The organism is Acetobacter persici, assembly GCF_018256955.1.
In the GTDB taxonomy this organism is placed as follows: Bacteria; Pseudomonadota; Alphaproteobacteria; order Acetobacterales; family Acetobacteraceae; genus Acetobacter; species Acetobacter persici.
On the sequence record NZ_JAERKU010000001.1, the window covers coordinates 261,589 to 280,786 of the forward strand.

The following is a 19,198-nucleotide window of genomic DNA, read 5'->3' on the forward strand; positions in this document are numbered from 1 at the left end:
GATTTGATGGCCGTGCAAATCCAGAAACCCCGTGATCTGATTTTTTCCAGCTTCAGAATCGGACCACTCTGGTTCGTGCCCTCCTCCGGCACGAACCTTTTTAAGATGCTCAGCGATAGATCAGGGTTCTGAACAGGCTGACCAGCACGGGTTGCAGCACATATTGAATACCAAGCAACACCACCATCGGGCTGAAATCCACGCCACCCAGCGAGGGCAGAACGCGGCGCACCGGCTCCAGAACCGGTTCTGTCATGCGGTTGAGGAAAAGCCCGACTTTCCAGACAAGTGGCTTCCGGGTGTCCAGAATACCAAACAGGCAGAGATTGATGAAAATGCAGGATATAATCAGAATCCAGCAGTAGATTTCCAGCAAACGCATCAGCACTGTAAAAAGAGCAAACAGCAAGAACACTTCTCCACAACATAGAGGTATGTCTGGCTTTACCAGACCGCAGACCGATACAATACAGCTTGACAGCGTCTTGATAAGCCCCTTAGGTTTTCGCCGTGTAAAGGCGGGGCTATAGCTCAGATGGGAGAGCGCCTCGTTCGCAATGAGGAGGTCAGGGGTTCGATTCCCCTTAGCTCCACCACCCGCCTTACCAGACCGCTGATTTATCCTGAGAAAATCGGATGGACTTAATACTCCATTCTGTAAATTTACGGTCGCAGGCATTGTGCTCCGCAATGTGCTTTTGCCAGTGGCGCGACAAGCCTTCCCGAAATGCTGAAGACTGCCTAGTATTACGGACGATAAAGGTCTGAGGAGACTCTTCTGATGAGAATTAGCGCACGTAACCAGATTGCCGGTAAAATTATTGCCATTCAGCCGGGAGCAACAACCTCTCACATCAGTCTGGAATTACCGGGCGGAACAGTCATGATGGCATCCATCACGAATGAAGCCGTCGCTGATCTGGGCCTGAAAGTTGGTCAGACAGCAACGGCACTGGTCAAAGCCTCTGACGTCATGATTGGTGTTGACTAAACAGCAGCGCTTTTTACAAGACTGCTTCCAAAATCAGCGGCGTGCCTTTTTATGGCACGCCGTTTTTTGTATTCACCCGCCTCGCTGAAGCCCCATCCCTGATCAGGGAGTTTTGTGTCCGTATGGCCATACAAAACAATTTTCCCGCCTTGGTATGACCATAAATCTCGCCTGTTATCAGTAGCAGGAGATCTTTCAGGGCTCCCACCAAAGCAAGATGGAAAGACAAAGGCTGATATGATGAAGAAGGCTCTGCTGGCAACGGCTCTGACTCTCGGCATACTGACGACCGCAGGTGCGGCTGCTCATGCTGAAGAAACTGCTCCGCCGCCGCCTCCCCCGCCCGGAGCCTGCCATCCGCCCGGCCCGGTGCTTAATCTGGACGGCGTCAAGCTGACCTCTGCCCAGAAGAAAAAGATTAAGGCCATTCTGGACGCCAATCGCCCGGACCCTAAAGCGGATATGGCGCAGGACCACGCCCTGCATGACCAGATCCGCACTCTGCTGACCACACCGGGGAAGGTTGATACCGATCAGCTTAACAGCCTGACGCAGCAGATCGGCACGCTCCATGCTCAGCATGAAGCCCAGCGTTTGCAGACAGATGTGCAGATCCACGATGTTCTGACCAAAAAGCAATTGAAGCAGATTGCAGAAAAGAAGGACGAGCCGCCTTGCCCGCCCGGCCCGTCAATGATGGGCGGTAACCCGCCTCCGCCTCCTCCGCCGGGTTCTGGTGCCCCGCCCGCACCAGTTCACTAACCGCAAAAAGGCTGTCAGCGTTCTGGCAGCCTTTTTGGTTTTATGTTCTGGGCAATCCGTTTTCAAAATTTCCGGCAAGACCATCCTGAATAGCCCGGAAAACGCTTTTCCACCGACGCGCCATTCTGAGCGGATGGCGGAAATGATACAAAATACTGCCCGGCGATTTGCAGGAAACTTTAATGAGCAGAAACAGTGTCATATTCAGAAAATATACCGGCTGACACCGAACACTGTTCTGCTCAATAACAACGCGATTCCGAACAGAAAAATAGGACCGGTTTATCCCCTGCGGTGCCTGCAACCACGGGTGCAGGCATGACGCAGCCTGCGTCCATGATGGCTCAAGGTCCTTCAGCACACTGTTCCGGCACATCCAGAGTGCACCACCCTGACGGGTGATGCGTAATGTGTAGTCATAATCATCAAAATAAAGAAAAAAACGTACATCTGGCAGGCCGATACGCCGCACCCAGTCTTTATGAAACCACAGGCCACCATACGCGCCCATTTCCATACCAAGACAGTCCAGTCCCTCTTTCTGCCAGACAGGAACCGTCTTTTTCTGAAAAGGTGCCTGCACCGAAAATCCGAAAAAGGAATTTCCCTGAATAGCGTTGGGTTTATGCCTTTCAGCCAGCTTGATGTATGTCCGTTTATCCTGCCGAAAACTGGACAGACAGCACGAGGGGTCTGCTCCCATCAGAAGCCATGTCTGCGTAAGAGCTTTTAACGTTCTGGTATCCGCCACAGTGTCATCATCCAGTAACCAGATATGGCGGGTGTCCGGCCTTTGCGCGGCCGCGGCAATACCGGCGGCAAACCCTTCTGCCGATCCTCCATTCTGTTCAAGCCGGATGTATGTGACGCGCCCGGTGCCCCAAAGGACCGTGCAGCTTGTGAGTGCCTGTGCCACAGCAGGCTCTGTGCCGTTATCCACCAGCACAACATGCCCGGCACCGGCAACAAAGGCGCCCCGTAAAACCTGTTCAACAAACAGAAGCCGGTTGCCATAGGTCACAATGACAGCACAGGTTCCATCCAGAACAGCCTGTTCGGTTAAGGTGCTCACATTGCTCACGATTGTTCCCGTGTAGTTGCCGTTAGCGGCAGAAGGCCGGGGAGAGCCAGAAGGCGTTCCTGACAGCGCACAAGGTCTGTATCTGCCTGACGGTGTACTGGCCTCCATCGCAAATCCTGTTCGGTCAACGCCGGACGGACCAGCCGGATAACGCCTGACTGGATCAAGGCACGATGCCAGCAGGCAAACCTGCTGCCACTCCCCAGCAGGCCGCGTCTGATCAGCCATGAGCGAAGAGGCCTCAACCCCATCTGGTCCGCCCCCTGTTGCAGGCGGGACATGAAACTCTGCTTTTGAGGCAAGGGAAATAGCCAGACCGGCGCACGGGTCCGCCAGGCCTCCGCCAGCATGGAGGCACTATCTGCCGTCACGACAAAACGGTTGCCTGTGGTCAGAAAATGCGTGAACAGAGTTTCTCCCGGCCTGAAAAGATGTAACGCAGCAGTCTCTCGTGTCATCCAGCACTGAATCCAGTGCACGGCTTCCGGCGGTGTGCGGGGGCTGGTGATAATATGCAGCGGTTCCCCGTTAGTCTGTGCCAGTGCGTACGCAAACGCCAGCAGCCGCTCTGTCTCGGCGCGCCCCATCTGGAACTGGCGGGACGGGCCGCCATACAGCACAATTGTGCCAGCATGCCTCAATTCCTGTGCCTCCTCATGCTGCGGAGGCAGGGAGGCGCCATTAAACGGCCATGCCACTCTCAGCACGTTCGGTCCCGGCGGGTAATCGTCCTGTGGGAGCGGGATAATCAGGTCCAGATTTTTTGCGGGAATATGGCTTGGACGCCCAATATGCACCAGCAAGGGCCGCACAGCACACGTCGCGCGTAACGCGCAGGCCGCCTGCACGGCATTCCCGAAAGACAGAATGAGCCGGAGGCCTGCTGTCTCCGGCCACTGATCCGGCGGAGAAAAGTTCGGTCCAAGAGGCACGGTTCTAAACGGCAGCCCCAGAGCCTGCGCCAGAATCTGGCACTGTGCCTGTTCTCCGGGGCGCCCTGTCTCCAGAATCCAGACGGGCACGGACAAAACTGACGGGTTCAGGTCGTATCCTCCCATTTCTGCTGCCTGCCCGGCTCACTGGCCGTCGCTGCTTCAGGCTTCCGGTTCACCGTCGAAGGACCTCTTGCGGTTCATGACAAGGTAAGGGCCAAGGCGCGTCAGAAGAATAGCCAGTTCGCTGAGCAGGGTTGCAAGGCCTGCCCCCGTCATTCCCCACGCATTTGCCAGCACATAAAGCAGGGGAAGGGAGAAGCACATTGTGACCATACGCCCGATAAGAATCTGATGTGCCTTGTTGAGAGACACCAGCAGCGGCTCCAGCGGCACATCCCACAAATCCAGAATAGCCGTGACGGTCATGAGCAAAAGCAGGGTGCGGGTGCCTGTCCATGGGACAGTCAGCAACAGATGCAGGAGCCACGGCCCCACAAACGTCGCGACAACCAGCACCACACCGGAAAAAATAGCCAGCGCCTGCAAAATACGGTTGGTGACCTGCCGGATGGACGCCCAGTCCCGTTTATCCCGCAGCGCCACGAGTTCCGGATACAGGGCAGGCGTGAGCATCTGGGCCGGACGGGCCATTCCGTCTGAAATCTGCCAGGTAACATTGTAGATGGCTGCACTTTCCGGCCCCAGCACGGCCCCCACAATCAGCACGGTCAGGCGTGACCCCAGACGCCCCAGCGCCTGATCCAGACTGGTGGAGAAGGTAAACCGCCAGATCCCTTTAATCCGGCTGAGCCATGCCACATTCACCAGCCGGAAGCCGTTCAGCTTGTCCGTGCGGGCCATAACCCAGATGGCCAGCCCATAATCCAGCACAAAGGCAACCGCCGTGGCGCAGTACCAGAGCAGCAGGAATTCCGGCAGGGTCCAGTGCAGGAAAAACCCGGCCACACAGCCCGCAAACTTAACCACAGAACTGGCCGTATCCGCCAGAACCGCCAGTTCATACCGGTTGGCCAGACGCAGCACGCCCATGGCGCACCCGGTGTTCATGAACAGGATCACCGTCATATACCATAGCGGGATATGCCCGTACGCCGCGGCCCAGCCAGAAAGATGCGCCAGCCAGAGGCTGGAGACCACAGCAACGCCCAGCCCCATGACCGCGCCCAGCGCATCCAGCAGGGCACAATGACGGAAGAGAGTCTGAAACGGCTTTTTATCCGCCGCTTTGTAGAGAGACATGCCGTATTGCAGCAAAGGCTGCCAGGACTGAAAGCGCGTCGCCACAGCGCAGGACATGACGAAGGAACTCATCAGCAGCAGAATCCCGTAGTCTTCCAGCCCCAGCGTGCGGACAGCCAGAGCCGTACTGGCCAGCGCAAGCACAGCCATCGCCCCTCTGCCGCTCAGCAGATAGCCCGTATTCTTGAAGACCCGCCCGAATAACGCCTTGATCTGACTATTCATCAGCCCTCACGCTTCTCTCCCCACGCTGGAATAAGCCCGTAAGCGGCACATCATGCCGGGCTGTGTTTAGAAGCCATGCGATAAAAATAGCAAATTATGGCCTTCCCGCTGGGCACTCACCCACTCCGCAAGCGCCACAAAAACCCGTTCACACTCCCGTGAGAAGCATGAAAAAGGCCTCACATTCAACCGATCAGGGTTGCACCGCCTCCGCTTTTGCTCACACTCGCTGCACGCGGTTTATCTGCCTGCATCCTCCCCGGAGCGCAGGATGCCGCATGTGACATGATCCTTTGATACGGAGAACTTCTATGGCCTGGACGACACCGAAAATCACCGAAATCCCCCTCGGCGCTGAAATCAACAGCTACGTTTGCGGCCAGAAGAAATAAGCCGGACAATACGCTGTTATTCCGCCAGAGGGACCTGAACGGGGTTACTCTGGCGGCATTTATTTTCTAAAAAGCCGCGTATGCTTGATCTTCTTGTTCTAGGCGCTGCCGCAGGCGGCGGCTTCCCTCAGTGGAACTCTAATGCACCCGGCTGCCAGCGCGCCCGCGCCGGAGACCCGAACGCCCCGGCCCGCACACAGGCGTCTCTTGCCGTCAGCGGAGATGGTGAGCACTGGTTCATCCTCAACGCCTCCCCTGATCTGCGGACGCAGATCAACCAGACTCCGGCCTTGCACCCCAAAAATGGTCTGCGCTCCACCCCTATTGCCGGTGTGGTTCTGACTAGTGGCGAAATTGACGCCATTACCGGCCTCCTGACCATGCGGGAACGGCAGGCATACGGGCTGTACGCAACAGCTTCGGTTCTGGCGCAACTGGATGCCAACCCGATTTTTGATGCGCTGGACCGCACGTTAGTCCCGCGCCAGACCATGGCGCTGGACCAGCCGCTTTCCCTCATGCCGGGCAATCTGCGCATCACACCGTTTTCCGTGCCCGGCAAGGTGCCGCTTTATGCGGAACGCGGGGAGAATCCGGCTGAAATTATGAATAATGGCGAGACCATCGGGCTGGACATCACGGACGGCCAGCATCGCGCCCTGTTCATTCCCGGCTGCGCCATGATGACGGACGCCCTGCGGGAACGCCTGAACGGGGCCGACGTCGTGTTTTTTGACGGCACCCTCTGGACGGATGATGAAATGGTCCGGGCCGGTCTGGGGGCTAAAACCGGCCACCGCATGGGGCATATGTCCATTGCGGACGAACCGGACGGAACAATCGCCGCGTTCCGCACCCTGAATGTGGGCCGCAAAGTGCTGATCCACATCAATAATTCCAACCCAATCCTGTTAGCCGAAACGCCTGAACGCAAGCAGGCCGAAGAGGCCGGATGGGATGTCGCCTATGATGGCATGAGGATTACACTATGACAGACCGGCTGCTTTCCCCCGAAGATCTGGAAGCCGCCCTGCGGGCCATTGGCGCTGAACGCTACCATAACCTGCACCCTTTCCACCGTGCATTGCATGACGGGAAGCTGACAAAGGGGCAGGTACAAGCCTGGGCGCTCAACCGCTATTATTATCAGGCCAGCATCCCCGCCAAGGACGCGACCCTTCTGGCCCGCCTGCCAACTGCGGAACTGCGCCGGGAATGGCGCCGCCGGCTGATTGACCATGATGGCACGGAGCCCGGCACGGGCGGCGTGGCCCGCTGGCTCAAACTGACTGATGGTCTGGGGTTGGACCGGGCGTATGTCGAGTCTCTGGATGGGCTGCTGCCCGGCACCCGCTTTGCGGTGGAAGCCTATGTGCATTTTGTGCGTGAACGCTCCATTCTGGAAGCCATTGCGTCCTCTCTGACAGAGCTGTTCTCCCCCACCATTATTAGTGAGCGGGTGTCCGGCATGTTGCGGAACTATCCGTTTATTACGGAAGAAACGCTGGCTTATTTTGCGCCGCGCCTGACGCAGGCCCCGCAGGATTCCGCCTTTGCTCTGGCTTATGTAAAGGAGCATGCCCGCACAGTGGCTGAACAGCAGGCCGTGCTGGGTGCCCTGAAGTTTAAATGTGGTGTTCTGTGGTCCATGCTGGATGCGCTGGATTACGCCTACGTCACTCCGGCCCGTATTCCACCCGGGGCGTTTCGTCCGGCTGAGAGCGCTGCATGACAATCGCGACCATCAGAGAAGAAACCTGCGTGCCGCGTTTTGCCCGTGGCACCCGCCTCCAGTACGACCGCGTGCGTGAACAATGGTTTGTGCAGGCCCCCGAGCGCGCCTTTCTGGCGGATGCCGTGGCCGCGGAAATTCTGCAACTGGTGAATGGCAAGCGCTCTCTGGGCCAGATTATTGACCAGTTGACGGAAAAATTTTCCGCACCGCGTGATGTCATTACACAGGACGTTATGAGCATGACGCAGGATCTGGCTGATAAACAGGTTCTGCTGCTGGCATGACAGTCCCCGGCGCACCTAAAGCCCCGCCCCCCATGAGCCTGCTGGCGGAACTGACGCATCGCTGCCCGCTGCAATGCCCTTACTGTTCCAACCCACTCCGGCTCGACCCGCGTGCCGGCGAACTGGATACGGCAACATGGATGCGCGTGCTCGATGAAGCTGCCGCGATGGGGATTTTGCAGGTGCATTTTTCCGGCGGAGAACCCATGGCCCGGCCAGATCTGGCTGATCTGGTCCGCCATGCGGTCTCTCTGGGACTTTACACCAACCTGATTACATCTGGTGTGCTGCTGACCCGTGACAGCCTGAAAAGCCTTTCCGAAGCCGGGCTGGACCATATCCAGCTCTCTTTTCAGGATGCGGACGCGCAGGAAGGTGAGCGGATTGGCGGCATGGCCGGGGCACAGGCCAAAAAGCTGGAAGCAGCACGTCTGATTGTTGAAGACGGCCTGCCCCTTACCCTGAATTTTGTTATTCACCGGCAAAATGCAGAGCGCGTTCCGGCCATGCTGGATCTGGCTGAGCAGCTTGGCGCACGCCGGGTGGAAATTGCCCATACGCAGTATTACGGCTGGGGCCTGCTGAACCGCGATGCCCTGCTGCCAGACCGTGCGCAACTGGACGCCACGGAACAGGCGGTAGCCGCTGCCCGCACACGGTTTGGCAACCGGATTGCGATTGATTTTGTAACGCCTGATTACTACGCCGAGCGCCCCAAACCCTGTATGGGCGGCTGGGGGCAGCGTTTTCTGAATATCTCACCCTCCGGCAAGGTTCTGCCCTGCCATGCGGCAGAAACTATTCCGGGCCTGACCTTTCCCACAGTGACGGAGGACTCGCTGGAGGCAATCTGGCAGGACTCACCTTTGTTCAACCTGTTTCGCGGTACAGGCTGGATGCCGGAACCGTGCCAGAGTTGTGCCTTTAAGGAAGAGGACTGGGGTGGCTGCCGCTGTCAGGCCCTTGCACTGGCCGGACAAGCAAGTGCAACGGACCCTGTCTGCCATCGCGCTCCGGCCCACCAGCGGATAGAACAGGCCATTGCAGCACGGCCAGCGACCCCGCCGGAATTCCGCTACCGGCGCTACAGCAACGCCCCCTGACTGAGGATAGCCTTCTGCAACACCAAACCGCCTGCATGCACCCGTGTACCCAGAACGCCTTAGCCTGACAGGCAAAAGAATTTCCCATGCGTTGCGCAAAGTCTGCCTGTATGAGTTAAGGGGTTTTCTGACACCGCAAGGCGGATTTCTATGCGCAAACACGGTTTTTTCTGGCTTCTGGCAACCTGCTATCTGACCGCTTTCCAACAGGCACACGCGGAAACGCTTCAGCCTGAAGACATAGAAGTTCATGCCACACGGCCTGTTACTGTACAGACCTATCAGGCTGTCGCACGGGTCTTCCGGCGCTTTAATGCGCTGCCCGAGCAGGACCGCGCCAATTTGTCCCTGCATGTTCTGGGCAGACTTCAGCCGCAGGATGCCCCGCTGAAAGCCTCCGGCCTGCATCTGCAAACAAAAAACGGTGCCATCCCGCTCTTCAACGCGGATAATGATGAACTGACCGTGCCTCTGACAGAAGCTCTCTGGGCAGAAAATCCGCCCTTAATGGCCAATCTGCCCGCAGAATCCTTTATTGGGTTTACATTCCAGATTGCTGTCAGCCCCCCGCAACCGGACCAGTTTACGGATGCACAGGCGCGCCACTGGCTCCGGCAGCTTAATAACTGCATGGAAGATATTGTCGGGGTGATTGTTGCATTCATGTTGCCAGACGCACATCGGCTGATTGCCTCAGTCGCACCGCATAGCAGGCTGGAAGCTGTTAATGCTGACCAGACGCAGCTTTTACTGGATAACCAGAGCGATACGCCGCAAAATTTTGTTTTCAGGCCACAGGATTACGCCCGCAGCACGCTGTTCCGGAGCACCAGAGCCTTCAGCAAAATTCTTGTAAAAATCCCGCTTGATCCACATGCTAAGATGAAGCGTAAATCCTGATTGCGGCATTCCCACACTCAGGAACTATACCTTATCTTCTGACCATATGTTTTTTATCATATACCCACAGTAATACACCATCAGAGACACCATGAGGATCAGTGCCAGCTTTAGAATTTTCGTCAGAATATCTTCATCTGCATGAAAAATAGAAAACTCTTTCATTCTGGCCAGAGCAAAGAGTGGCGTAAGTAGTGCCGACAAAGATCCACTATATAAAGAGAGTGATATCCATCTATCGACACGAAAGTTTTCCAGAGTCTGTGACGCACGGCAGATTGATGCCGACGTCCTGATCCATAAAAATAGAAAGTAATAAGAAAAAAATGTGAACAATGCGACAGAAACTGACACGACCAAGATCAGTTCATTCGGCGCTTTTTCAGTTAAAATCTCAGACAGGGTATAGAAAATCAGCCCAAAAAAATTTATGAGCGCAATCAGAGCAAAAACAGGAGCACTCACCGTAAAAATCTTTCCCTGATTTTTACTCAGTAAGAAACTATATGGCTTCTGGTTTCTCTTTAATTTGGGAGAAAGAGAAAAAATGCAGGCATCACCATTTCTGAACAGAGCCACGCCTCTCTCCTGCGCTAAAAAATATGACTCCCAAAAATGTTCAGCATATTAATTCATATTGGATTCGGAATGATATAAAGAAAATAAAAATTAACTGCGTGTCTCTGGAAATTTAATTGAAACGCAAAATATTCTCTTACCGCGCTCAAAGAGTGCGCGGGCAGAAGAGATCCTCTTCCGCCCGCGAACGGTAAAACGGTACTCAGCGACGGTTGGCGCGAACCAGACCGGAAACAAACTGCCAGCCACGGCCAACGTCACGGATCACCCGTGCAATGGCCGGGGCCGTTGTGGGGCGCAGCAGGCGGGCATCATACCCCGCAAAGCGGCGCTCATCTTCTTCCAGACACAAATCCATAAAGTCCGGCAGATTCAACTGGATGTCCGCAATGTCTTTGGCGCCGGTGACGGTAAAGTTGTTGTCCTGCGTATGGACCTCACCCTTATCATCCACGGAGGAAGCAAGGCTCATGCGTTCATAGGCAAGGAACGCCCAGACAGCCCAGACCTTCATTTCAAAGAACGGGCGACGCCACCAGGGCATAACGGCCCGGTACCAGGCCAGCCAGTTGGCAAACAGCAGGATGTGACGACATTCTTCCTGCATAACAGGTTCAAACGTGTCGATCAGTTCCGGCGGAAAGAAACCGGACCGCTGTGCCAGTTCAAACAGACCAAACGCGAAGAAGCTATCCACACATTCGGAGAACCCGGTGACAAGGTAGGCCCATTCCACATCTTTTGGCTCAACATAAGGCGGCTCCGGGGCCATCTTGATGTCATAGGCCTCAACCAGCTTGGACAGAACTTCCTTATGCCGGTTTTCTTCCCACGCATTGCGGGAAATGGCGTCCTTGATATCCGGATCAGTCACCAGACGGGCATATGCCGCCATCCGCAGGCGGGCCTTGCCTTCGGTCTGCACAGCAATATCCCAGATTGGCAGGGAGGTAATGCGGTGCAGGGTTTCCGGGTCCAGCTTCGGCCAGTCAATCACGGAGGGCCGGTACGGATTAAAGGTCTCGCGGAACATGGCCGCAATGGCCTTTTTATGCGCGTCCGACCCCGGCTTCAGCGGGCCTTTGAGGGGGCTGACCCAGTGGCGGGCTTTGTAATCAGCCTCAACAACGGCCGCGTTATCGGGCGGCGGAGGCAGATCATCCACACTGTCAGGCAGGCGGGAATAGATATCGCTTAGAGAACCCATTGGCAGGAACCCGTTTACTGGGGTGCTGCGCCACCCGCCCCTGCCTTGGCAGAAGCGGATAACGCAGGACCCGGGACAACAAACTGGCTCCCCTCCCCCCGCAGGGAGAGAGGAGCGCGGGTCTTCCGTTTAGTGGATGTCGGAAAGCTTCGAAATGATCTTAGTCACGAGACCATATTCAATTGCTTCTTTCGCAGCCATCCAGTGGTTGCGGTCCGTATCCTTGACGATCTTTTCGTACGGCTGGCCTGTCTCCCGGGCAAAAAGACGGTTCAGACGCTCACGCATCTTGATGATTTCACGCGCTTCAATATCGATATCGGTAGCCGGGCCACGCACCCCGCCCATCGGCTGATGCAGCAGGAAGCGCGTGTTCGGCAGGCAGAAGCGGCGGTCCTTATGGCCTGCGGCAAAAATCAGCGCACCGGCAGATGCCACCCAGCCCGTCCCGATCAGGTTGACCGGAGCCACCGAATCGACAAACCGGATCATGTCATGGATGGTGTCACCACTCTCCACATGGCCGCCGGGTGAGTTGACGTACACATCAATCGGCTTGTCCGATTCACCGGCCAGCGCCAGCAGGCGTGCGGTGACATCACGCGCAACCTTGTCATTAATCCCGCCAAAAATCAGGACTTTGCGCTGTTTGAACAGCTTGCTTTCCAGCTCCCCTTCCGGGGCGGCCGGGGTTTTGGCGTCTTCTTTTTCCGGTGCGTCCGGAGAGTCCGGAGTATCATCATCCAGCCGGATAGGGTCGCAGGGGGAAATGCCCGTCATGCCAGTCTCCGCATGTTCTGTGTCTCTGTTCATGTCTCTTATCCTGCTCTGCCTGCGCGCCCCTGCCAAGGGGCAATCATGCGAGGGTGATCCCCTATCTCGCCACAACGATCTGAAGAGGGTAGAGTGCACCCTGTTTTTCACTCTGCCAGCGGAGCAACCCTCACGTCATGCAACAAGCGTGCCCCGAACAGGACCGGCCTTTAAGGCACCGTGTTTCCATGGCCTTTCAGTCCGGCAGTCCGTTCCGTTCCGGAGTGCTGGTTGCAGCAGGCGTGCTCTGCCTGACAAGTTGCAGCCATAAAGACCCCGTCGATACGACGCTTGGATGGATGCAGCATATGCGCGGCGGCGTAATTGCCTCACAACGCCCGCCGCCGCCCGGCATTTATGACCCATACCCTCATGTGGGCCTGACCCCCACCACAACGCCGGACATGCCCTCCCCTCAGGCGCGTGCGCTGATCACGCAGCAGATGATCCGTGACCGGAATCTGATGTACCGCACCGTGGCCGCCAACGGCACTCTGATGCCCGAAATCCCGCCGCCGCCCGGTGCCGCAGCAGCCCCCAAACCGGCGGCAACACCGCAGGCCGGAAACGGGAGCGGAACCACAGCCGCACAGCCCGCAACCCTTCCGGAAGGGACTGCAGGGGCCATTATGGATGCGGCCGACGCCCCGCCTCCGCAACCGGCCACCCCGACAGCGGCGGCAGATAAACTCAACAAGCCCGCACTTCCGTCCACCAGCGCACCCTCAACCGGTGGCCTTTTTGGCGCAGATAAAAAGAAAGACGCAGGCAAGGGCAAGACGGAAGTCGCCATGCCGGAAATCGGGATGCCGGACGTAAAAACCACTGCGCAGACCCCGCCGACCCCGGCCAGCGCCATTCCGCAGATTCCCTCCGGGCCACCGGCCCCGCCTTCCTTCCCCGGCTTCAACATCCCGTCCGACGCATATCTGCCGGATGCTGTGCGCCCGAATTATGATCTGTCTGACGCCAAAGGCACGGCTATTCACTGTGTTCCGCAGTCTGACCAGATTTCCTCCGGGCAGGATGATACGTTTGCAAAACTGGTGACTAAAACACCCCACGGCCCATTTTATGTCCGGGGCTTTGGCTCGGCAGCCTCCCTTGATGCTCAGGCTCAGGCCGATGCGGTGCAGCTCGGGCTGTTGCGCGCCCAGAATATCGCCAAAAAACTCATTGACCTGAAGGTTCCGGCCTCCGCCATCCATATCCGGGGGGATGCCTTTGGTATGGGAGCGCGCATCGCCACCACGCCCTGACCCCCACCTTATGATCAGGCCCGCGCAATAATCTGGCTGGATAATCTGATGGCGCACAACAGATTATCCGGTCGGGGCGGTTGCCTGTTCCGTTTCTGCCATTACTATGTTTTTCCCCGCAATCGTGCGGGGTCTGACCCCTTTCCCACCAAGGGCATTTGAAGTCCATGACCGAAGAATTCCATCGTATCCGCCGCCTGCCGCCGTATGTTTTTGCCTCAGTCAATCAGGCCAAAGCGGCAGCCCGAGCGCGGGGCGAGGATATTATTGATCTCGGCATGGGCAACCCGGACAGCCCGACCCCGCCGCATATTGTGGAAAAACTGATTGAAAGCGTGCAGAACCCCCGCGCGCATGGTTACTCCGTCAGTAAAGGGATTCCCGGCCTGCGGAAGGCTCTGGCCGGATATTATGAGCGCCGCTTTAACGTAAAGCTCAACCCCGACACGGAAGTCATCGCGACACTGGGCTCCAAGGAAGGACTGGCTAATCTGGCTTCTGCCATTACCAGCCCCGGTGACACCATTCTGGTGCCCAACCCCTCCTACCCCATCCATCAGTTCGGCTTTATTATTGCCGGAGCGTCCGTCCGTTCCATTCCCGCCACCCCGGATGATACCATGCTGAGGGCGCTGGAGCGTGCCGTGCGCCATTCCGTGCCCAAACCGACGGCGCTGATTGTCAATTTTCCGTCCAACCCCACGGCCTATCTGGCTGATCTGGATTTTTACAAGGAACTGGTGGCGTTTGCCCGGCGGGAAGAAATCTTCATCCTGTCTGACCTCGCTTATGCGGAAATCTATTTTGGGGACCTCGTGCCGCCCTCCATTCTGGCTGTGCCGGGTGCAAAGGATATTGCGGTCGAATTTACGTCCCTCTCCAAAACCTACTGCATGGCAGGCTGGCGCATGGGGTTTGCCGCTGGCAATGAGCGGCTGGTTGCCGCCCTGACCCGCATTAAATCCTATCTGGATTACGGGGCCTTTACGCCTATTCAGGTCGCGGCGGTCGCGGCGCTGAACGGACCGCAGGACTGTGTGGCCGATATCCGCGCCCTGTATAAAGAACGCCGGGACGTGCTGATCCGCGGGCTGCATGCCGGGGGCTGGAACGTACCCTCACCGGAAGGCTCAATGTTTGCATGGGCCCCCATCCCTGAGCCGTTCCGTGAAATGGGCAGCGTGGAGTTCTCCAAACTCCTGCTCAAGGAAGCCGGGGTGGCCGTGGCCCCCGGCCTCGGGTTTGGTGAGCATGGGGAAGGTTTTGTGCGTATCGGGCTGGTGGAAAACACCCAGCGCCTGCGTCAGGCCACCCGTGCTATTCGTGGTTTTCTTTCTGCGCATGGGGTCAAGGCACCCCCTGCTTCCGCCAGCAAGCCGGAGTCTGTTGAATCGTGACGTCTTCTTCCCCCACTTCTCCCCAGTCTGCCCCTCTTCGCCTCGGCATTGCTGGTCTCGGCACAGTTGGCGCAGGCGTTATCCGTCTGCTGGCCACCAACGCCGATCTGGTCACAGCGCGGGCAGGCCGCCCGCTGAAAGTGACCGCCGTCAGCGCGCGGGACCGCACGCGGGACCGCGGGGTCGATCTGTCCGGCATGCGCTGGTACGATAACGCGCCTGATCTGGTGGCTGACCCGGATGTGGATGTGGTGGTCGAACTGATTGGCGGTGCGGAAGGCACGGCGCGCGCCGTGGTGGAAGCCGCCCTTGCTGCCGGGAAGCCCGTTGTTACCGCCAACAAGGCCTTGCTGGCCATTCATGGACCGGCCCTTGCCCGCCTGAGTGCTGAAAAATCTGCCCCTCTGCTGTTTGAAGCGGCTGTTGCTGGCGGGATTCCGGCCATTAAGATGGTGCGTGAAGGGCTGGCGGCAGACCGCCTGCTGCGCATTGGCGGGATTCTGAACGGCACCTGCAACTATATCCTCACGGTAATGCGGGAAACCGGGAAGGACTTCGGCACCGTTCTGGCTGATGCCCAGCAACTCGGCTACGCCGAAGCTGATCCGTCTACCGATATTGACGGTCTGGATGCTGCGCATAAGCTAACAATTCTGGCGGGTCTGGCCTTTGGGCAGCCTGTTGCCTTTGAATCCCTGCATGTTGAGGGTATCCGCCGCATTGGCGCGCTGGATCTCACCTTTGCCCGCACGCTGGGCTATCGCATCAAGCTGCTGGGCATGGCCCGCATGAGCGAGGCGGGACTTGAAGCCCGCGTCACCCCCTGCCTTGTGCCGGAAAACGCGCCCATCGCGCAGGTGGACGGCGTGTTTAACGCCGTGGTGGCAGAAGGCGCTTTTGCAGGCCGCCTGATGATTGAAGGGCGCGGTGCCGGTGCTGGCCCAACAGCCAGCGCCGTTGCAGCAGACCTGATTGATGTTGCGCGTGGCCATACCATCCCTGTCTGGGGTGTGCAGGCCACAGATACGCCTCCTTTACAGGCTAACCCGGTTTCCGCAGGCACTGGCGCGTTCTATCTGCGCCTTCTGGTGGAAGACCGCCCCGGTGTGATTGCGGATATCACGGCTGTTCTGCGTGACTGTGGCGTTTCGCTCCGCAGCATGTTGCAGCATACACCGGAGCAGAATGATGCTGACCCGTATGTACCGCTGGTGCTGGTGACGCATCAGACGTCCGAAGCCGCCATGCAGGAGGCCGTCACACGCATTGATGGTCTGGATGTTGTGACGGATACACCGGTGATGATCCGGATTGAAACGGACTGAGCTTCTGCCGAGACAGCCCAGCCCGGCCTAAAAACAATAAAGGATGACTTCCAGAATGTCTGACGCGAACGATCCGATCCCGAGTTTTGTGGTTTCCGACCGTAACCTTGCCCTTGAACTGGTCCGTGTCACGGAAGCCGCTGCGCTGGCCTCTGCCCACTGGACGGGACGGGGCAAGAAAAATGACGCCGATGGTGCTGCGGTTGAGGCCATGCGCACGGCGTTTGACACCGTAGCCATTGATGGCACCGTCGTGATCGGTGAAGGCGAAATGGACGAAGCACCGATGCTGTATATCGGTGAGAAAGTCGGTTCGGGTGGCCCGGCCATGGATATTGCCGTGGACCCGCTGGAAGGCACAAACCTGTGCGCCAAGGACATGCCGAACGCCATTACCGTGGTGGCTCTGGCCGAACGCGGCAACTTCCTGCATGCGCCGGACGTCTACATGGACAAGATTATTGTCGGCGCGGGCCTGCCGGACGGCGTTGTGGACCTTGATTCCTCCATTGAAAACAATCTGCGCAATCTGGCTAAAGCCAAGGGCAAGGCAGTGCGGGACCTCGTTCTCTGCACGCTGGACCGTGAACGGCATGAAGAACTGATTGCCAAAGCGCGGGAAGCCGGTGCGCGCGTCCGTCTGCTGACGGACGGAGACGTTGCGGGCGCAATTGCCGCCTGTCTGGACACCAGTCAGGTCGATATTTATGCAGGGTCCGGTGGCGCGCCGGAAGGCGTTCTGGCGGCTGCGGCTATCCGCTGCGTCAACGGCCAGATGCAGAGCCGCCTGCTGTTTGAAGATGACAGCCAGCGTGAACGCGCCCAGAAAATGAACCCCGGCAAAAACCCGGATCGCAAACTCGGCCTGCATGATCTGGCGGCTGGTTCCGTGCTGTTCTCCGCAACCGGGGTGACATCCGGTACGCTGCTGAAGGGCATCCATCAGTATCCGAACCATGCCGTCACGCATTCTCTGGTCATGCGCTCCAAATCCGGCACGGTGCGGTTTATTGAAGGCTACCATAACTTCAAAACCAAAACATGGACCCCGCAATAAGGCGGTCCTCCCCCGGTATGACGGCTCTTTTGTCTGACACACTGGACACCCTGCCCCCCATGCCAGAGGCCCGTGCGGCCCTTGGTGTAGAAAGCAGCCTGACAGGCCGCCGCTGGGTGTGGCGGGACGGGGCTGAAAACCCCGCCCTGCTGCGCACGGGGGCCGCCATTGCGCAGCGCGCGGGCCTGCCGGAAATTGTCGGCAGGCTTCTGGCGCTGCGTGGCATCCCGCTGGAACAGGCGTCCCATTTTCTTGACCCCAAGCTCCGCGCCCTGCTCCCCAATCCGTCCAGCCTGCAGGATATGGATAAAGCCGCCGCCCGTATGGCGCAGGCAGTGCAGAAGGGCGAAACAATCGGTATTTTTGGCGATTATGACGTTGACGGTGCATGCGCTTCCGCCATCCTCGCCTCATTTTTTGAAGAGCTGGGCAGCACCGTCCATACCCATATTCCAGACCGCATGACGGAAGGCTACGGCCCGAACGTGCCTGCGCTGGAAGGGCTGGTGTCGCACGGCGCTTCGCTCATTATCTGTGTGGATTGCGGCACTGCTGCCGGGCCTGTTCTGAGCGCGCTGACAGACAAAGCCGATCTGATTGTGCTGGACCACCACAAATCAGAAGACGCGCTGCCCCCTATTCTGGCGACCGTAAACCCCAACCGGCCTGACTGCACGTCGGGCCTTGGGCATGTGTGCGCAGCCGCGCTTGCTTTTCTGGCCGCTGTTGCCACGAGCCGCGATCTGCGCGCTGCCGGATGGTTCCACGACGCCCAGCCTGCGCCGGACCTGATGCGTCAGCTTGATCTGGTCGCTCTGGCAACGGTGTGTGACGTAATGCCCCTGCATGGGCTGAACCGCGCCTTTGTGACACAGGGGCTGAAAATCATGGCCCGCCGCCAGCGCACCGGCCTGAACGCACTGCTGGACATTGCCGGTGTGACCAAAGCTCCAGATGCCTTCACCTGCGGCTTTGCCCTCGGCCCGCGCATTAACGCGGGCGGCCGCATTGCCGAGGCCGCACTGGGCCTGACCCTGCTGCGCTGCACCGACGCGCATGACGCCCGCACCATGGCCGAGCGGCTGGATGCGGTAAACCGCCGCAGGCAGGGTGTGGAAGCCGAAATACTGGACCGCGCTATGGCGCAGGCTGCCGAACAGCGGGAAGCCGGACATCCGGTTATTTTGCTGGCCGGGAAGGACTGGCACCCCGGCGTTGTGGGGATTGTGGCTGGCCGTATCAAGGAACAGTTCAACCGGCCCGCGCTGGTTGGCGCAGAGCAGGACGATGGCTCCATCAAAGGCTCAGGCCGCTCTGTGCCGGGTCTGGATCTGGGCACGGTTATTATTGCGGCCCGTCAGGCTGGCCTGCTGACAACCGGGGGCGGCCACGCCATGGCCGCAGGTTTTTCGATGCCTGCGGACAATATTGAACGCTTTCATGCCTTTCTGGATGAACGGCTGGCAGATGCGGCAGCCCTGCCGGATACACTGGATATTACGCTGGATGTCGCGTTGTCTGTCTCGGGCGCAACGGTCGAGCTTGCGGAAAATCTTGCCATGCTGGCCCCGTTTGGCGCAGGCAATGCGGAGCCGCTGATTGCTGTCTCTCACGCCCAGATTATCCGGTCTGACCGGATTGGGCGGGATGGCAATACGCTCCGCCTGCTGCTCAAGAGTCAGGATGGGGGCCGCCTGAAAGCCCTGCTGTTCCGCGCGAATGATAATCCGCTGGCCATCGCGCTGGAAGACAGCACCCGTCCGCCGATCCATCTGGCGGGCTATCTGCGGTCAGAAACATGGAACGGGCGTACAGACGCCACCTTCTTTATTCAGGACGCGGCCCGCGCCTGAAAGGGTGAGGAGTGATCCGCAGCGTGCTGCGGATCGCGCT

20 protein-coding genes and 1 tRNA gene are annotated in these 19,198 nt (G+C 58.3%); 14 read left to right on the top strand and 7 right to left on the bottom strand.

What is annotated here, in order from left to right; all coding sequences use genetic code 11:
* Positions 1-109: 109 nt before the first annotated feature.
* Positions 110-409 (bottom strand): YggT family protein, encoded by a 300-nt coding sequence (locus tag JK199_RS01195; RefSeq protein WP_143217681.1) that lies wholly within the window; start codon positions 407-409, stop codon positions 110-112.
* A 111-nt stretch (positions 410-520) separates the two neighbouring features.
* Here JK199_RS01195 and JK199_RS01200 point away from each other — a divergent pair.
* From JK199_RS01200 to JK199_RS01210, 3 genes are all read left to right on the top strand, one after another.
* Positions 521-596 (top strand) — tRNA-Ala (locus tag JK199_RS01200).
* Positions 597-781: 185 nt separating this feature from the next.
* Entirely contained in the window at positions 782-991 is a 210-nt protein-coding gene (locus tag JK199_RS01205; RefSeq protein WP_077931230.1) for a TOBE domain-containing protein, read from the top strand.
* Positions 992-1,228: 237 nt separating this feature from the next.
* Positions 1,229-1,753, top strand: coding sequence for a Spy/CpxP family protein refolding chaperone (locus tag JK199_RS01210; protein WP_244984791.1), 525 nt, complete (start codon positions 1,229-1,231; stop codon positions 1,751-1,753).
* Positions 1,754-1,793: 40 nt separating this feature from the next.
* Here JK199_RS01210 and JK199_RS01215 read toward each other — a convergent pair whose 3' ends face one another.
* Genes JK199_RS01215 through JK199_RS01225 form a run of 3 tightly spaced genes read right to left on the bottom strand, consistent with a single transcriptional unit; the run spans position 1,794 to position 5,254 of the window.
* The gene (locus JK199_RS01215) at positions 1,794-2,834 is read right to left on the bottom strand and encodes a glycosyltransferase (protein WP_342356267.1); all 1,041 of its coding nucleotides are present in this window, start codon (positions 2,832-2,834) and stop codon (positions 1,794-1,796) included.
* On the bottom strand, positions 2,831-3,892 hold the full coding sequence (locus tag JK199_RS01220; RefSeq protein ID WP_212373190.1) for an ELM1/GtrOC1 family putative glycosyltransferase: 1,062 nt from the start codon (positions 3,890-3,892) through the stop codon (positions 2,831-2,833). The genes JK199_RS01215 and JK199_RS01220 overlap by 4 nt, the downstream gene beginning before the upstream one ends.
* 36 nt (positions 3,893-3,928) lie before the next feature.
* Positions 3,929-5,254, bottom strand: a complete 1,326-nt coding sequence (locus JK199_RS01225; protein ID WP_244984792.1) for a lipopolysaccharide biosynthesis protein — start codon at positions 5,252-5,254, stop codon at positions 3,929-3,931.
* A 311-nt stretch (positions 5,255-5,565) separates the two neighbouring features.
* On the opposite strand from JK199_RS01225, the gene pqqA reads away from it, so the two are divergent.
* The 6 genes from pqqA (at position 5,566) to JK199_RS01255 (ending at position 9,668) form a co-directional block, all read left to right on the top strand.
* On the top strand, positions 5,566-5,646 hold the full coding sequence (pqqA, locus tag JK199_RS01230) for a pyrroloquinoline quinone precursor peptide PqqA (RefSeq protein ID WP_043550231.1): 81 nt from the start codon (positions 5,566-5,568) through the stop codon (positions 5,644-5,646).
* An 80-nt stretch (positions 5,647-5,726) separates the two neighbouring features.
* Positions 5,727-6,638 carry a pyrroloquinoline quinone biosynthesis protein PqqB gene (gene pqqB, locus JK199_RS01235; RefSeq protein WP_212373192.1) on the top strand — a complete coding sequence of 304 codons (912 nt, stop codon included), beginning with the start codon at positions 5,727-5,729 and terminating at the stop codon, positions 6,636-6,638.
* Positions 6,635-7,378, top strand: coding sequence for a pyrroloquinoline-quinone synthase PqqC (pqqC, locus tag JK199_RS01240; RefSeq protein ID WP_212373194.1), 744 nt, complete (start codon positions 6,635-6,637; stop codon positions 7,376-7,378). Before pqqB ends, pqqC begins: the two co-directional genes overlap by 4 nt.
* Positions 7,375-7,665 (top strand): pyrroloquinoline quinone biosynthesis peptide chaperone PqqD, encoded by a 291-nt coding sequence (gene pqqD, locus JK199_RS01245; RefSeq protein WP_025827532.1) that lies wholly within the window; start codon positions 7,375-7,377, stop codon positions 7,663-7,665. Before pqqC ends, pqqD begins: the two co-directional genes overlap by 4 nt.
* Positions 7,662-8,768, top strand: a complete 1,107-nt coding sequence (gene pqqE, locus JK199_RS01250; RefSeq protein ID WP_244984793.1) for a pyrroloquinoline quinone biosynthesis protein PqqE — start codon at positions 7,662-7,664, stop codon at positions 8,766-8,768. Before pqqD ends, pqqE begins: the two co-directional genes overlap by 4 nt.
* A gap of 150 nt (positions 8,769-8,918) precedes the next feature.
* Entirely contained in the window at positions 8,919-9,668 is a 750-nt protein-coding gene (locus JK199_RS01255) for a DUF2987 domain-containing protein (RefSeq protein ID WP_212373196.1), read from the top strand.
* A 24-nt stretch (positions 9,669-9,692) separates the two neighbouring features.
* Here the strand turns inward: JK199_RS01255 and JK199_RS01260 are convergent, their stop codons facing one another.
* The 3 genes from JK199_RS01260 to JK199_RS01270 form a co-directional block, all read right to left on the bottom strand.
* Positions 9,693-10,247 (bottom strand): hypothetical protein, encoded by a 555-nt coding sequence (locus tag JK199_RS01260; protein WP_212373198.1) that lies wholly within the window; start codon positions 10,245-10,247, stop codon positions 9,693-9,695.
* 202 nt (positions 10,248-10,449) lie between these two features.
* A complete protein-coding gene (locus JK199_RS01265) occupies positions 10,450-11,454 on the bottom strand; it encodes a ferritin-like domain-containing protein (protein WP_086654916.1) in 1,005 nt (334 codons plus the stop codon).
* Between the two features lie 129 nt (positions 11,455-11,583).
* Positions 11,584-12,267, bottom strand: coding sequence for an ATP-dependent Clp protease proteolytic subunit (locus JK199_RS01270; RefSeq protein WP_025827523.1), 684 nt, complete (start codon positions 12,265-12,267; stop codon positions 11,584-11,586).
* A gap of 188 nt (positions 12,268-12,455) precedes the next feature.
* On the opposite strand from JK199_RS01270, the gene JK199_RS01275 reads away from it, so the two are divergent.
* The 5 genes from JK199_RS01275 (at position 12,456) to recJ (ending at position 19,158) form a co-directional block, all read left to right on the top strand.
* On the top strand, positions 12,456-13,526 hold the full coding sequence (locus JK199_RS01275; RefSeq protein WP_244984794.1) for a hypothetical protein: 1,071 nt from the start codon (positions 12,456-12,458) through the stop codon (positions 13,524-13,526).
* A gap of 167 nt (positions 13,527-13,693) precedes the next feature.
* On the top strand, positions 13,694-14,923 hold the full coding sequence (locus JK199_RS01280; protein ID WP_077931221.1) for an LL-diaminopimelate aminotransferase: 1,230 nt from the start codon (positions 13,694-13,696) through the stop codon (positions 14,921-14,923).
* On the top strand, positions 14,920-16,248 hold the full coding sequence (locus JK199_RS01285) for a homoserine dehydrogenase (RefSeq protein WP_212373200.1): 1,329 nt from the start codon (positions 14,920-14,922) through the stop codon (positions 16,246-16,248). The genes JK199_RS01280 and JK199_RS01285 overlap by 4 nt, the downstream gene beginning before the upstream one ends.
* 55 nt (positions 16,249-16,303) lie before the next feature.
* Positions 16,304-17,305, top strand: coding sequence for a class II fructose-bisphosphatase (glpX, locus tag JK199_RS01290; RefSeq protein WP_025827517.1), 1,002 nt, complete (start codon positions 16,304-16,306; stop codon positions 17,303-17,305).
* A 17-nt stretch (positions 17,306-17,322) separates the two neighbouring features.
* Positions 17,323-19,158 carry a single-stranded-DNA-specific exonuclease RecJ gene (gene recJ, locus JK199_RS01295; protein WP_244984795.1) on the top strand — a complete coding sequence of 612 codons (1,836 nt, stop codon included), beginning with the start codon at positions 17,323-17,325 and terminating at the stop codon, positions 19,156-19,158.
* Positions 19,159-19,198 lie beyond the last annotated feature (40 nt).